The sequence below is a fragment of the Acinetobacter legionensis genome, from assembly GCF_057165765.1.
Window position 1 is genome coordinate 2,218,522 of the sequence record NZ_CM169896.1, and the last position, 13,340, is coordinate 2,231,861.

At 35.9% G+C, this 13,340-nt stretch carries 14 protein-coding genes; 6 read left to right on the top strand and 8 right to left on the bottom strand.

The window, feature by feature from the left end; translation table 11 throughout:
- Window positions 1–65 precede the first annotated feature (65 nt).
- From AC2G3J_RS10160 to AC2G3J_RS10175, 4 genes are all read right to left on the bottom strand, one after another.
- Window positions 66–503, bottom strand: a complete 438-nt coding sequence (locus AC2G3J_RS10160; RefSeq protein WP_419329124.1) for a DUF2946 domain-containing protein — start codon at window positions 501–503, stop codon at window positions 66–68.
- A 683-nt stretch (window positions 504–1,186) separates the two neighbouring features.
- Window positions 1,187–1,789 carry a nitroreductase family protein gene (locus tag AC2G3J_RS10165; protein ID WP_483769938.1) on the bottom strand — a complete coding sequence of 201 codons (603 nt, stop codon included), beginning with the start codon at window positions 1,787–1,789 and terminating at the stop codon, window positions 1,187–1,189.
- A 696-nt stretch (window positions 1,790–2,485) separates the two neighbouring features.
- A complete protein-coding gene (locus tag AC2G3J_RS10170) occupies window positions 2,486–2,977 on the bottom strand; it encodes a hypothetical protein (RefSeq protein ID WP_004821426.1) in 492 nt (163 codons plus the stop codon).
- Between the two features lie 200 nt (window positions 2,978–3,177).
- Entirely contained in the window at window positions 3,178–4,074 is an 897-nt protein-coding gene (locus tag AC2G3J_RS10175; RefSeq protein WP_056511052.1) for a LysR substrate-binding domain-containing protein, read from the bottom strand.
- Window positions 4,075–4,202: 128 nt separating this feature from the next.
- Here AC2G3J_RS10175 and AC2G3J_RS10180 point away from each other — a divergent pair, with 128 nt between their 5' ends.
- Complete coding sequence (locus AC2G3J_RS10180; protein WP_056511050.1) at window positions 4,203–4,883, top strand: hydrolase; 681 nt, start codon at window positions 4,203–4,205, stop codon at window positions 4,881–4,883.
- Window positions 4,884–5,012: 129 nt separating this feature from the next.
- Here the strand turns inward: AC2G3J_RS10180 and cpaB are convergent, their stop codons facing one another.
- Window positions 5,013–5,720: a metalloprotease secretion chaperone CpaB gene (gene cpaB, locus AC2G3J_RS10185; RefSeq protein ID WP_224965454.1), complete on the bottom strand. Its 708-nt coding sequence runs from the start codon at window positions 5,718–5,720 to the stop codon at window positions 5,013–5,015.
- Window positions 5,720–7,516, bottom strand: a complete 1,797-nt coding sequence (cpaA, locus tag AC2G3J_RS10190) for a metalloendopeptidase CpaA (protein ID WP_419360432.1) — start codon at window positions 7,514–7,516, stop codon at window positions 5,720–5,722. The genes cpaB and cpaA overlap by 1 nt, the downstream gene beginning before the upstream one ends.
- Window positions 7,517–8,094: 578 nt before the next feature.
- Between cpaA and AC2G3J_RS10195 the strand changes: the two genes are divergently transcribed.
- Window positions 8,095–9,018, top strand: a complete 924-nt coding sequence (locus AC2G3J_RS10195) for a metal-dependent hydrolase (protein ID WP_483769939.1) — start codon at window positions 8,095–8,097, stop codon at window positions 9,016–9,018.
- Window positions 9,019–9,177: 159 nt separating this feature from the next.
- On the opposite strand, the gene fumC is transcribed toward AC2G3J_RS10195, so the two are convergent.
- Both fumC and AC2G3J_RS10205 read right to left on the bottom strand, forming a co-directional pair.
- A complete protein-coding gene (gene fumC, locus AC2G3J_RS10200) occupies window positions 9,178–10,572 on the bottom strand; it encodes a class II fumarate hydratase (protein WP_483769940.1) in 1,395 nt (464 codons plus the stop codon).
- A 156-nt stretch (window positions 10,573–10,728) separates the two neighbouring features.
- Window positions 10,729–11,733: an SDR family NAD(P)-dependent oxidoreductase gene (locus AC2G3J_RS10205; RefSeq protein WP_419820451.1), complete on the bottom strand. Its 1,005-nt coding sequence runs from the start codon at window positions 11,731–11,733 to the stop codon at window positions 10,729–10,731.
- A 69-nt stretch (window positions 11,734–11,802) separates the two neighbouring features.
- On the opposite strand from AC2G3J_RS10205, the gene tusD reads away from it, so the two are divergent.
- From tusD to AC2G3J_RS10225, 4 genes are all read left to right on the top strand, one after another.
- A complete protein-coding gene (gene tusD / locus AC2G3J_RS10210) occupies window positions 11,803–12,171 on the top strand; it encodes a sulfurtransferase complex subunit TusD (protein ID WP_004720599.1) in 369 nt (122 codons plus the stop codon).
- A 43-nt stretch (window positions 12,172–12,214) separates the two neighbouring features.
- Window positions 12,215–12,565: a hypothetical protein gene (locus tag AC2G3J_RS10215; protein WP_336951300.1), complete on the top strand. Its 351-nt coding sequence runs from the start codon at window positions 12,215–12,217 to the stop codon at window positions 12,563–12,565.
- A gap of 20 nt (window positions 12,566–12,585) precedes the next feature.
- Complete coding sequence (locus AC2G3J_RS10220) at window positions 12,586–12,870, top strand: DsrH/TusB family sulfur metabolism protein (protein WP_419820452.1); 285 nt, start codon at window positions 12,586–12,588, stop codon at window positions 12,868–12,870.
- 101 nt (window positions 12,871–12,971) lie between these two features.
- Window positions 12,972–13,283: a TusE/DsrC/DsvC family sulfur relay protein gene (locus tag AC2G3J_RS10225; RefSeq protein ID WP_483769941.1), complete on the top strand. Its 312-nt coding sequence runs from the start codon at window positions 12,972–12,974 to the stop codon at window positions 13,281–13,283.
- Window positions 13,284–13,340 lie beyond the last annotated feature (57 nt).

A 13,340-nucleotide genomic window follows, 5' to 3' on the forward strand; every position in this document is an offset into this window, starting at 1 on the left:
AAATACGACCGCATGGCTTTAAAGCTTTTATTTAAAGAAGCTAAAGCTTTGGATCGGTGAATGTGTTATGCAAAGACTACAGGTGGGGCTCGCCCTTGAGGAATCAGAAACAGGCGTTGTAATTGAAAATAGACATGCTGAAAGTTTTCAACATAGGCCATTAAACGTACTTGAATACGTACTAGGATTTCTTTTACGCCAATTTCTGGTGGCATCACTAAATTGCCATATACCACACAATACTGGCATTGGTGGTTGATGTCATGATGATCATGACTTGAGCTGCTTGCTTGCTGGGCTTGATCTAAATGTAAATAGTGATGAATAAAACTAGATTCTTGCCCATGATGAATATGTGCATGTGTTGGTCGCAATAAAGCTTGAGTGATGTCTTCACAGACCGGAGCAATTTGATACTGCTCAGGTAATAACGGCTGTAAAAAAACCGCAAGCTGTAAAAATACTGTTGCAAATGCCAGCAACAGACCACTGCTTCTTAACACAATTGATTGCTCATATTGAGAGAGATAGAAAAAAAGTATAAGTTTGCTTTTAACTGTAGATCTTTAACTTGAAATAAAGAATCAACTGCATAAAAACCAAGCATATTACTCAACTTTTCTAGCTTTACTATAGTACATTTAAATTTTAAATCAAAGCCTCTTTAGCACTTTTTTGGAAATCGCTTTCTTTTTTAATGATTTGTTTGTTATATAGCAATGATCAATAAAACTTAAAAAAGCATCCATCTTCGTCGAAGCTTTTAAGGAGTAAATAGCACTGATCTAGTTTTCAATCTAGATTCAATTGAAAATCTCATATGCGAAGACTAAATTGGTAAGGATATTTTAATGGGGGTAATTCTGATTTTTCTTGAAATAGCCTGCAAAAGAACTTGGATATAAGTTAAGGCTTTGTATAATCGAATCAATAGATTAATCGGTTTCTTATAAGCGGTTTTGAGCTGCCTAAATGTAAGTTTTTTAAATGAAGATTAAATATTTTTAACAGGAAATTCAGGTCGCACGCTATTTTATCCTTTAGGGCTTTCTGAAATTAAACATCAAGTAAAACTGTTAAACCAATTTTAATGATACATGTTTATCTATGCAAGCAAATTGATTTTACCCTTTTCAATACCAAAGCTTCTTGGCTGTGCAAGCCAAGAAGCTAGGGGAATAAAAAATTATTTAAACACTTTAAAACGCACAGCATCATCGATATAGGCTTTTTCAGCAGCCTCCGCTTCAATTGAACCAAATACCAGCTGTGCACGAAGTTTCCAAGTTTTGGGTATATCCCACTCTGCATGAACTTGTTCATCGACAATTGGATTGTAATGCTGTAAGGAAGCACCAATACCGTCGCTATTTAAAGCTGTCCACGTTGAAAATTGTGCGATTGCTGTAGAGTGTTCAGCCCAAATCGGAAAGTTTTCTGCATAAGCTGGAAATTTTTCTTGTAAGTTTTGGATCACCTCTAAATCTTCAAAGAAAAGAACGGTACCAAAGCCTGCGATAAAGCTGTCCATTTTAGTCTCTGTTTTTAAGGCACTCGCTTCATCTTTGGCATAAGCTTTCAGTTGAACTTTTACAAAGTTCCAGAACTTCTCATGTTCAGCATTAAACAAGATCACTGCACGAGATGATTGCGAATTAAAAGAAGATGGACTTTGCTTGATCGCTTGCTGAATCAAATCAGTAAAATGCTCAGGAGATTGATTAACATTACGTCCAATCGCATAAATTGTACGGCGTTTATGAATTAAATCTAAAAAATTATTCGACATTGCTGAATATCCTTGGATATATCCCCGGGGAAATCCTATACTTTAAAAAAGATTATCAAGATATTTTAAAAAATCATAACAAGTATGAATTGATTAAAATCAAAAGTATTACAACATAAAAAAACTTGCTAGAAATATCTACTTTTGTCATATGTTTCTAAGCAAAAGTGAATTAGGAGAAATATAAGGGGCTGTTGACATTTCATAACTGGCTTGCGTTGTAGGTTAAAATTGAGCATGAGATGTATACATCGTAAAGCATGAAGGATAATAGCGAATCTATTTTCGACTTTCATAACGAAGACTGAGATAATTTTAGCCACAATCAGAAGTTTTATCGTACAAACGCGTAATAAAGAAGATTGAATAAGAAGTACCAACATTTAAAATCAAATCATAAAGACTTGCTAAATGAATGACCTCATTTAAATCATTGTCATCATGCTTAAACAACTGCCGAATAAAATCCAAGCATTAAAAATGTTTCCACTCAAAATTTAGATATCGCAATTGGTTAAAAAATGAAAGTTTTAAATATATTAAGTATCATCAGTTCAATATTTATTCTATTTTTTATGTTTTATACGCTTGGGCCTACAATTTAAAGAACTTAAACAGAGAATAAAAAATAAAAGGCAGTTTTAAACTGCCTTTTATGCATGAATTTGAGCATTTCAATCTATTGCTAATTTTTGACTAGAAATTAGCATTCAGCACTTTGGCGGGTACAGTGTTTTTCCAAATATCTCGCAAAGTAGGTAAATAGAATTTTTCACCTAACTCAACCAATTCAGCGTCAATCAATGCATGTGTTTCATGCATAAATAAGTAGTCCAGTTCAACCGTAGACAATTGTTGCTGCTTTTTTGCAAATTCTTTACGTTTGGCTTGAGCTTGTTTAAGCAATTGATCTGCAAAATTTTTATTTTTATATTGGCTAATCGCTTGTAAACGTAACTCAATCACGCCCCAACCTGTAAGGAGTTTCTTAAAAATCTCAAAATCTTCAGTTGTGGATTCCCAAGTCATTTTATCCAAGTCTTCATCATCAGGAAGTACTGGGAGTAAAATTTCCATTACACTTGGAAAAATCTTTTTGAAATTTAAAATAAATTTAACAGGGTGCTCACCAGGGTAATCTTTAAACTGCACATTTTCCTGAACATCTGTTAAATAAATTGATAACATTAAAAAATCCTTAATTAAAATACTGTTTATTATAACGTTATTGATCATCTTGCAGCCTAAATACAAAATAAAAACAACATGAAAACAGCGAAAGAAATGCATTTTAACAATTATGACAGTTTATTCAATGCCAATTGCAGTATTCACCTGTTGTCGATCAAAGATTCTGGTGGGCGAATAAAGCTGATTCTTGTAAAGAACTAAACCTGGTCAAACTCAGTGACCAAAAACTCGATTAAAGCTTTTACCGATGGTAATAGACCTCTTCTAGAAGTATAGGCCAAATGAATAAGCTCTGGCATCGGTTCCCACTCAGGAATCACTTTAACTAGCCTGCCCGCTTTTAAGTCTTCAGCAATAATTAATTCCGGTAGTTTTGCAATTCCCAAGCCATCTAAGGTCGCTAAATGCAATGCACTTAAATCAGTAGTGGTTAGCCTCGGCTCATCCTTAACCACATATAATTCATTATTAGAATTATAAAGATCCCAATGATATTCAAAGGACAAAGACTCCATCATTAAAATAGGCAATCTTGTTAATTCTCCTGGTGTTTTAATCAAGAAATTTTGATTCAACAAATCAGGGCTTGCGACAATAAATTGTTTTGAAATGGATAGGCTACGTACAATCAAATCACTATCTTTTAAAGGTAAGGGTCTGATTCGAATTGCAACGTCATAACGTTCATTAAACAAGTCTACCTTTCTATTTGTCGCTTCCACATGCAATTTAACTTTCGGATAACGTGCTAAAAATTTATTCAACATTTTACTGACATTAATATGCAATAAATTTGTAGGACAAGAAATTTTTACAATTCCAGTCGGCTCTGCGCTTAACAGTGCGATTGCCTCATCAGCTGATTCAGCTTCCACAAGCATTGCTTTACAGTGTTGTAAATATATGTTCCCGACATCTGTAATCGAAATTCTTTTCGTGGTTCGATTGAGTAGTTTTACTCCTAAACGGTTTTCCAATTCCGCAACTCTTCGACTTAACAATGATTTGGTCACGCCCAACGCATTACTTGCAGCTGAAAAGCCGCCATATTCAATCACTTTGGTAAAATAATACAGGTCATTTAAGTCTTTCATCATATCCCCTTAAATATCGCAACTGTTCTCTACATAAGACAATATGTCATATAAATAGCATAATTCAATGTTTGTCCTACTGTTAGTATTAAAAACAGCAAATGATTGCTTAACTAAGGATATATAAAATGTCTACTCCAGCTAATTTTAATGGCCAAGCCCCAGTGATTGATGTAAATGATTCCGTTATGCTGTTAATTGATCATCAAAGTGGTTTATTTCAAACCGTTGCTGATATGCCAATGACAGAACTACGCCAACGCGCAGCAGCCTTAGCGAAAATAGCATCATTATCAAACATTCCTGTCATTACCACGGCCTCAGTTCCTCAAGGCCCCAATGGCCCACTTATTCCTGAAATACACGCAAATGCGCCCCATGCAAAATATGTCGCACGTAAAGGTGAAATTAATGCTTGGCATAATCAAGAGTTCGTTGAAGCGGTTAAAGCAACAGGTAAAAAGACCCTGATTATTGCGGGTACGATTACCAGTGTGTGTATGGCTTTTCCAGCGATTAGTGCAATTGCTGATGGCTATAAAGTTTTTGTTGTGGTTGATGCATCAGGTACGTATAGCAAAATGGCACAAGAAATTACCTTAGCACGTGTGGTTCAAGCAGGTGCGGTACCGATGGATACAGCGGCGGTTGCTTCAGAAATTCAACAAACTTGGAACCGTGAAGATGCTGCTGAATGGGCTCAAGTGTACACTCAAATCTTCCCTGCTTATCAATTACTGATTGAAAGTTATTCAAAAGCACAAGAAGTTGTGACAAACAAAGAAGTACTTGATTCAGTACGTAAATAATTTTAAATAAATGATGATTTTAGACACCTTTCGAGGTGTCTAAATCTTTGTTATGACGCTGTAATTACTATTTTCATTTTATTGCTACTTCAGGTTTAGAGAATAAATCATGTCTTTAGATTAAAAAAATTAATGTACATGATCCGTCTCCTTTTCCGCTGCCTCAAGTGCGGCAGATTCATTGGCAACGTCATTGACCCATCCATAGCCATTTTTCATCAAAATGGTATAGGTTTTACCATCTGCTGTAATCGTGCCCATGGTAAAATTGTCTTTAATGGTTTGAGTAATATGAAACTTCTCATTATTTTGATCTCCTCCTTCTAGAGAGCCTGACCAACTAACAATATCTTCACCTGGATCTACTTCTATTCGTTCTATAACAGCCCGTCTGTTTAAACCATAGCCTGACACATTAAACACGATTTGATCGCCGACATTCTTCGCCTCTAAGGTATATAGATCATTCCTCAGAAATATTCGCCCATCTTTTTTTTGTGCATCTGTCAAAGGAACGGGATTATGCATAGACACCGTATCGACAGTACTCAAATTGAACATCTGTTGATTGAAAATCCCTGCACGTAATTTGTCCTCATCCAGCGTTACAAGTTTACGGCGAGCATGGCTGTCTTTTATACGTTGCAATACTTGTGTTTCAGTAAGATTTGCATTTAGTTTCGGTGAATTCACTTGATCGATTTGTTCATTTTGTTTAGACGCAATCGCTTTAGCTGTATCAGCTGTCTCCTGTTGACCTGAGATGAACCAAGCCAACAAAGAAACCACCAAAACAGTTAAAACAACGGAAATAATGAGATATATCCGTTTATTCATTATGGATTAACCGCAACTAAAAATTTTGAAATAGCTTCAACATTCTCATTAATTTTTCTTAAGCCATCAAATTTGTCAGTTTCACCTAAACGCACGCCATATTCAGGACTATAGATATCTGGGCTTGAATATAAGCCAATTTGATTTCCACCCATAATGGTACTGCCTAAAGGATGACCAAATCCCCAGTTATAACCTGTGGTTCGATCAAAACTATGTCCTAGCCCCATGTTATGCCCTAACTCATGCCGCATTGCAGTGATACCACAACCATAGTTATGTGATCCGATCATGTTGTACTTGCTAGGTGTGCTATTTACATAGGCGAGACCGCAACCAGAATGATCTGTAATGGTATATATCGCATCAGCACCTGTTCTGGTTCTTTCCGCTTGTACGGTGGCATCTGAACGTCCTAAATTAATCGCATCACCGAGTGTCGTTCCAGGGATTCGATAATCCAAGTATCCGACTTCTTTGTAGTAGGCTTTTGCTTGCGAGTTTTCAAGCGCTTCGTTGGTTAATCTAAGTGCTTCACGGGCTTGAATTTTTGCAGCAGTTGCACCGAGTTTGTCATTGACTACCGGACTATTCACAAGCAATAGATCAATCTGATAGCTATCGGTGTTCCAAACCCCATTGTTGAATATCAAACGGATTTTATCGCCTTTTTTCAAACTTGCACTAATGTTGCTACCTGAAACTGTAAACGCTGTATCCGCAGAATTAGATACGATGACCTTGTCACCCGACTGAGCCGCTGGCAAATTTACAACAGGTGCCCATTGTGCATTATCAGCGGTTATTTCAACAACAGGGGTTTTAAATGTAAAACCTTGTGCAGCGGTGTTTGCAGTGAATACAGTTTTAGGAGACGAAGCCAACACCCAATACGATTTATCTGCAATATAAATGAACTCATAACGATTGCCCTTGTTGATTTTTAGGGTTGCGGTGGTATTGGTATTTTCATTTTCAATCACTGATTGCCAGCTTGCAGTTGAGCTAACAATGATACGATCTCGGTCGTTTGCTGTTTGCGGTAATTTTAATGAAGACACCCACGCCCCATCAGCAAAACGAATTTCTGTTTTAGGTGCAGTTAAATTTTGCAAAGCGGTATTTAATGCCGCAGTATTACCATTGATCACGTTGATAATACGTGTCGGAACAGACAGTGGAACCCATTTACTCAGTTCTTGATTATATTGAAAGATATATGCATCATTTTTATTGACAACCAATGTACTCGGAAATAAAGCATTTTGTGAATTAATTTTTGAGGATTTAAGCGCATTGGACTTAACCACAAGAATCTGGCCATTCTGACCTGTTTGCGGTAAATGAATTATATCAGTCCAAGCAGCATCACTTACAACATATTGAGCCTGTGATTGTTGAAATACTGGAATAGTATTGCCATTTTTTTCAGGCGTAAAATTGGCAGTTTCAGGCGCATAAAACTCCCATTTTCCATTACTAAATTTAAAACGATAACTGTTTCCAGACTTTAGCGTGAGAACGCCTTTTTTTTCAATATTTACATTACTTAAATCAATATCACTGTCATAACCCGCAGTTGATTGAATTGTAATTAAGGCACCTTCTTTTGCTACATTCGGTAAGGAAATATTCTTCACCCAATTGCCATTAGATACACTAAATATCAGATCATCATAGCCTGTTGGGATGATTCCACTCTGGTTATTCTGGTTTGGTGATAGTGTGGTTGCGGCTATGGCAAAAGTGACCATGCCACTTGTAATGAAGACTGTAATAACTTTTCTTTTATTCATGTTATACCTGAGTCAATATTATAAAGTTGAGCTGACACTATAAATTAATTTTTATTGAAAAATAAAATTAAAAATTGTTAATAAAATCTATAAAACCAATAAAACCAATAAAACCAATAACAACCCCAAGCGCTATAAAATTTCAAATATTTGATATATAAAAAAAATTAAAAATAACATCCAAAAAAATGCAGTGATTTAAAAATAAAATTTAGTAAAATCATCAATATAAATCAATCAATAATTCGTGAACTATCATTCTTTTTATTGAATAATCAATGTGTTTAAATCTCAGTGTTAAAAGATAGAAATTTGATATTTTTATAGCTGATTCACCCCATTAAAATTATTTTATATCATTTCATCCACATTAATTATCACATCTTAACTTTCTAGATTTACAATTTAAAAAATAATAATATCAATGATTTAAAATATAAAATTAAACCCTTAAATTAATATTTCCTACTCAAAAGAATAAAAATCATAAAAAAAGTGTCCCTAAAGGATATGGTCGCAAATTATTCTAAATGGTAAAAACTTTTAATCGTTTAACAGTTTCATGTTGGATAACCACAATGATCACGGAAAGTCATCAAATTAAAGCAAGAAAAGTATATTTCGATTTTTCTGAGTCTTCTGTATGTTGGATGCCAGATGATCCATTATGTTCACATATCGCCAATGGTATTAATATGCTTTTGCCTGCCGGTGAATTTTGGTTCTGTAGAGTATTTAATAAAACCCTTCCACATATTACAGATAAAAAATTAAAACAAGAGGTTATTGGCTTTGTCCGTCAAGAAGCTGCACATGCACGCGCACATGAAAAAGTACAAGATTTTTTAAGAGAAAATGGCTATGACATACAAGAACCATTAAATCGTGCCCATCTTGTTTTCAACATTTTATTAGGTGACAAACCATTAGGAATTCCATTTTTAAAAGTAAAGAAATTTGACGAATATTGGTTAATCTTTCGTGTAGGTGTCATTGCAGCGATCGAGCATTTTACAGGTACGATTGGGCAATGGACGCTGGATAGCAAATCTTGGGATAAAGCAGATCCAGCCATGGCTGATTTATTCCGCTGGCATCTCGCTGAAGAAGTAGAACATCGTTGTGTCGCTTATGATTTGTTTGAGCATTTATTACAACAAAAATTAGGTTTTTATGTTTCCAGACAACTCATCATGATGGGAATTTTTCCACTCTTTATTTATTTCCTTGTTGATTTTGCTCGCAGTCTTGGACAACAAGATACTGAACATCAACACATTCAAAAATTAATGCGCCGTGGATTCTTTTCTTTTATTCGAGAGTTTGAAAAAACCGCAACGAAAACAGATCACCTACCAACCATTAAATATTTATGGAAAGCCACTCTACGTTGGACATCTCCAAAGTTTAACCCAATTCATGAAGGTGATACTGAGCAGGCTTTAGCTTATATGTCACGTTCACCTGCTGTTCAATATTTTGAGAAAACGGCGCTCAATTAGAGGCTCATAACAAAATAGAGCGACCATAAAGTTAGCGAGAAACATGGTTAATGTAAGTCTTATACCCCCTCCAAAGTCTAAAAAAGCACCTTAAGGTGCTTTTTTAGACGACTGATGCTTTCTAAATGAATCATCAAAAGTATAGTCGTTTACAGCTCCTTATTTCGTGTTTGGACGTACCATTTTTTCAGGTTGTACCACTTCATCAAACTGTTCAGCTGTAACAAAACCAAGTTCTATCGCAACTTCTTTTAAAGTCTTATCTTCTTTATAAGCAGTTTTAGCAACTTTAGCCGCATTTTCATAACCAATCACAGGATTCAATGCTGTTACCAACATTAATGAATTGTGTAAGAAATAATCAATTTTTTCACGATTTGGTTCAATACCTACGGCGCAGTGTTCATCAAAACTATTACACGCATCACCAAGCAATTGAATCGACTGAACAAGATTATATGCAATCACAGGCATATAAACATTCAGTTCAAAATTCCCCGCTGCACCAGCAAAATTAATCGTTGTATCATTCCCCATGACTTGCGCAACCACCATTGTCATTGCTTCACATTGGGTTGGGTTGACTTTACCAGGCATGATGCTTGAACCTGGTTCATTCTCAGGAATACGTAACTCACCCAAACCACAACGTGGTCCACTTGCTAACCAGCGTATATCATTGGCAATCTTATTTAAACTTGCAGCTAAGGTTTTCAATGAGCCAGAAGAAAATACAGCAGCATCACGACCAGCAAGAGCTTCAAACTTATTGGGATTACTAATAAATGGTAACCCCGTAAGTTTGGCTAATTCTTCTGCAGCTTTGTCTGCATATTCAGGATGCGCATTTAAACCTGTACCAACAGCTGTGCCACCAAGTGGTAACTCATAGAGCCACACCAAAGCCTGTTGTAAACGTTTTAGTCCATGATCCAGTTGTGATACATAACCACTGAATTCCTGTCCTAATGTAAGTGGTGTTGCATCCTGTAAATGAGTACGACCAATCTTAACAATATCGTCAAACTCTTCTGATTTGCGATTTAAAGTATCTCGTAAGCGTTTTACTGCTGGAATAAGCAACTCATTGATTTGAACTGCAGCAGCCACATGAATCGCTGTTGGAAATGAATCATTCGTAGATTGTGCGCGATTGACATGATCATTCGGATGCACAGGCTTTTGTGAACCTAATGGATTACCCAACTTTTGATTGGCAATATTGGCAATGACTTCATTACAGTTCATGTTACTTTGCGTACCGGAACCTGTTTGCCAAACCACCAACGGAAATTGTGAATCCCATTTCCCTAAAATCACCTCATCTGCAGCATCGACAATATACTGTGACAGATCATGCGGAATTTGATTTAAGCTGGCATTGGTTATTGCTGCTGCCTTTTTGACCAGACCCATCGCTCGAATCATCGGCCGTGGCATATGTTCTGTACCAATTTTAAAGTTTTCTACGCTTCGCTGAGTTTGTGCACCCCACATTGCTTCGCTTGGGACTTCAACATCGCCCATTGTGTCATGTTCAATACGTGTTTGCATTTTCAACCTCTTCTTCGTCCATATCTTATTTTCAAGTTAAAGCTTGTTTTGACAACATCTGCGTAAAAACACCAGCTTCAGCGAAGCGATTATGCTAAACAAATCAATTAAACATGTAAATGATAATTATTTACAAAAATAATCTATTCTGGATTTTTACCGATTATTTAAAGTATTTTGATAAAAACGCCATTCATCTTCGATCATTTGTTTAAGTGAGCGCTGAGCTTTCCATTTTAAAACCTCGAATGCTTTTTTGCTGGTAGATGCAACCTGATCCAGTTCATCTAATTTATAAACTGCATCAATTTGATGAATTTGACTTGACGTAACCTCTTCGATCAAGTGAATCAAGTTCTGTATCGAACTGACAGGACCTGAAATATCAAAACTTTGGTAAACATTGCCCTGCTCATGTAGCCAAAGAATAGTGGATCTAATTGCTTCACATAGGTCAAGAACATGTACAAAGCTACGCTCAGTCGTTTTATCCTGAGTATCTGAATTACGTTGTACTTCAATCAGATCACGTTGCTGAGCCGCAACTTGTAGAGCCAAAGGGACAACATTTTTAGGAAGTGGTACAACAAACTCCCCCAAGACACCATGCTCAAATGCACCGACAACATTTGAAACCCTTAAAATGGCAATTTTCCATTCTTCGTCAGTTTTAAATGTGTCTTTAATGATTTCTTCAATCATTTGCTGAGATTTTATATAAGGATTCGGATAACCATAATTAAATACGGTTTGTTCATTCAGTTCTAAACTCGATTGAGCATAAACCATAAGGCTAGAAAGATGTACTAAATTTCTGACACCGGTACGCTGCATCGCGCGTAATAAACTCATAATACAACTGAGATTGTCATTATAATATTCAAGTGGTTTTAAATTTGACTCTTCAATGGATTTAAATCCGGCACAATGGACAACGGTATCTATTGAATATTGTTCAAATACTTTATTTAAAGCGGGAGTATTACGAATATCAATTTTGACAAAGGGAATATACATTCCTGTAATAAATTCTAAGCGCTCTAAGCATTGCAGATTGGCATTGGCTAGATTATCCACAATGACGACCGCTTGCCCTTGAGCTAGCAAACTTAAAACCACATGCGAGCCTATAAAGCCTAAACCACCAGTCACTAAAATCATTGTATACTACCTATCATTATCAAGTTTGAATGTTGCAAACTGTCCATTCTCCAAGTGAATCGCCATCAAATGAGTACTTTATTACTAATCACCGCAGCACCGACTTCAATCCATGCATGGCATGCATTGGGTTTAGCTCAAGCACTGCAAGCTGAAGATCAAGAATTTCGTGTTTTCTTTTATCAAGATGGTGTACAAGTTGCGAACAACTTGCAATGGGTTCCTGACGATCAACGTAATTTATCTGTAGAATGGCAAAAACTCTCAATTCGACTTCCTGTCTGTGTGAGTGCTGCATTAGCGCGGGGGATAACAGATCAAGAGAATGCCAAACGTCACCAAATTCCAGCCGATAATCTTGCAAAAGGTTTTGAGCTTGTGGGTTTAGGCGAACTTGCAGATGCTGTTCAATCTACAGATCGTATCATTCAATTCTAAGTTGATCATCCCATTAGCGTGTTGCATTTAAAAGGTAATTTGTGTGAATACTGTGCTCGTTGTGATAACTCAAGCAAATTTAAATACATTGCAGATACATGAAAGCTTGTCAGCAACCATGGTGCTTGCAACTTTTGGCTGTAAAGTCAAAGTGTTACTTAAAGACGCTGGATTAAGCCTACTTAAATCAGAAATGGCTTTTGACCAATTAAATCACGTATTTAAGCTTGCTTCGAATCTAGTCGATAGCTTTGAATTCTATGATTTAACACCAGTTTTAGTAGAAAATATGAATAAATCCTCGAATTTTGTTACTCAATCACAACAAGAGTTGAAATTTGTAGAACTGAATGCTGAATTTATTCAGTCTTTTGATCATGTGTTGTATTGGTAAGCTGTAGATGGAAAGTTCAAATGTCAGATAAAACACTTTATTTAATTCAATCTTCTTTTATACATACAGACCATATATTGAATCAGTTGGATCAACTGTATGGTTCTCATGATCACATTGTTTTAATGGGTGATGCGGTACTGTTTGCAGCAGATCAGCGCTTAACAAACAAACAGAATCTTTATCTTCTTGAAAATGATGCTGAGATTTTATCTGAATCCATTCCTGAAAATTTTAAATCAATTTCTTACTCACAATTTGCTCAGTTGGTTTTAGACTTTAACCGTTGTATCAGTTTAAAATAGTGGGCTAGGTTGTAAATTATCTTCGATTTTTTAAAAATCAATCTTTGATGTTTTATTGATCAAAAGTTACATTGTTTCGTTTGTTTTATTTAGGTTGTTTTATGAGCTTTGAGTTAGACCAAGATGGACATTTAGTAGATTATACCATTTGGAATGAACAGGTTGCCCAAGAGTTGGCACAAAGTTTAGATCTACAACTGACCCCATGGCATTTTGAAGTGTTGTATGCAATACGTCAATTTTATACCCAGTTTGGTCACTCTCCTGCAACTCGTCCACTGATTAAATTTTTAATGAAAACGATCAACCCAGCAATTGATAATGCTGTTCTACAAGAGAAATTTAATACAGGACTGGTTGCCCGCCATTTAAGCCGTTTGGCAGGTATCCCTAAACCTGCAAATTGTTTGTGATCACTCCATAAAAATTGATCCGTTTAATTCAATATGAGATCAAACCCATCAATATAG

Excerpts from the sequence above, each read along its gene's own strand:
- AC2G3J_RS10195 (WP_483769939.1), top strand. The coding sequence starts at position 8,095 with ATGATCACGGAAAGTCATCAAATTAAAGCAAGAAAAGTATATTTCGAT.
- AC2G3J_RS10225 (WP_483769941.1), top strand. The coding sequence starts at position 12,972 with ATGAGCTTTGAGTTAGACCAAGATGGACATTTAGTAGATTATACCATT.
- AC2G3J_RS10205 (WP_419820451.1), bottom strand. The coding sequence starts at position 11,733 with ATGATTTTAGTGACTGGTGGTTTAGGCTTTATAGGCTCGCATGTGGTT.
- fumC (WP_483769940.1), bottom strand. The coding sequence starts at position 10,572 with ATGCAAACACGTATTGAACATGACACAATGGGCGATGTTGAAGTCCCA.
- AC2G3J_RS10170 (WP_004821426.1), bottom strand. The coding sequence starts at position 2,977 with ATGTTATCAATTTATTTAACAGATGTTCAGGAAAATGTGCAGTTTAAA.
- tusD (WP_004720599.1), top strand. The coding sequence starts at position 11,803 with ATGAGTACTTTATTACTAATCACCGCAGCACCGACTTCAATCCATGCA.
- AC2G3J_RS10220 (WP_419820452.1), top strand. The coding sequence starts at position 12,586 with ATGTCAGATAAAACACTTTATTTAATTCAATCTTCTTTTATACATACA.
- AC2G3J_RS10165 (WP_483769938.1), bottom strand. The coding sequence starts at position 1,789 with ATGTCGAATAATTTTTTAGATTTAATTCATAAACGCCGTACAATTTAT.
- AC2G3J_RS10180 (WP_056511050.1), top strand. The coding sequence starts at position 4,203 with ATGTCTACTCCAGCTAATTTTAATGGCCAAGCCCCAGTGATTGATGTA.
- AC2G3J_RS10175 (WP_056511052.1), bottom strand. The coding sequence starts at position 4,074 with ATGAAAGACTTAAATGACCTGTATTATTTTACCAAAGTGATTGAATAT.
- cpaB (WP_224965454.1), bottom strand. The coding sequence starts at position 5,720 with ATGAATAAACGGATATATCTCATTATTTCCGTTGTTTTAACTGTTTTG.
- cpaA (WP_419360432.1), bottom strand. The coding sequence starts at position 7,516 with ATGAATAAAAGAAAAGTTATTACAGTCTTCATTACAAGTGGCATGGTC.